The organism is Microbacterium sp. CIAB417, assembly GCF_022788845.1.
In genome coordinates this window covers 1-820 of sequence record NZ_JAHZUT010000031.1, presented here as the reverse complement: position 1 = coordinate 820, position 820 = coordinate 1, and the positions used below count along the sequence as shown (strand labels likewise).

Genomic DNA, 820 nt, shown 5'->3' with positions numbered 1-820 from the left:
AAGCAATTCCGGCTCGACATGCATCGCCGCGTCATTCGGGTGCGTGTCGTTGTCGAGCACGGGGATGCTGACGACGTCACCGGCCCTGACGGTGGCCGTGTCGTCATTGGCGACGGGAGGCAGCAGCTTGTCGGGCGCGGGGATCGGGATGACCACCACATCGCCTTCGGCGGTCTTGGTGCCGTTCGAGATGCGGTAGGTGATCCGCACCTGGTCTTCGAGACCCCCTTGGTCGCCGATGCGGAGCGTCTCATGGTTGAGCACGGACACCGACACACCGCTGCCGGGCTCGACAGTCACCGACTGCACCACCAGAACGCCGCCGCCCGGGTCGGTGTCGTTGTTCAGCACCCCGACGAGCACCTCACCTCCGGTCGGCAGCAGTGCCACATCGCGCACGGCGATCGGAGCAAGATCCTCCTGAGTCGCGCCCTCGACATCGATGCGGACCAGACCCGTCGCCGAGGGCACGCCCGCCGTGACGAGATACTGCACGTAGTACGTGCCCGGTTCGGCCGCTGTGAACGTGAAGCTCTTGTTCGGGTAGTCAGGGACGATGGTGGCGCCGTCCACCGGGTCGACCCGGTTCAGTCGCAGAGGCTCACGGCTGGAACTGGTGTCGTTGGCGAGTGGGGACACGGTCGCCTGCTGGCCCGCCTTGATCACGACGTGATCGGCGTTGGTCTTCGGCAGCGTGGACCCGACTGGGCGGACATCGAGCTGGATCGTGCCACCGGCATCCTCGCCAGACGCGTCGGCCACGATCACCTGGACCTCGTGGCGTCCGGGCGGGCTCGCGATCGCACGGTAGGTGATCTGA

The 820-nt window shown here is 66.7% G+C and carries 1 protein-coding gene; it reads right to left on the bottom strand.

The annotated features are described in order from the left end of the window. Positions 1–820, bottom strand: an 820-nt coding sequence (locus KYX17_RS31585; RefSeq protein ID WP_243233720.1) for an Ig-like domain-containing protein, incomplete at both ends; no start/stop codon positions are given.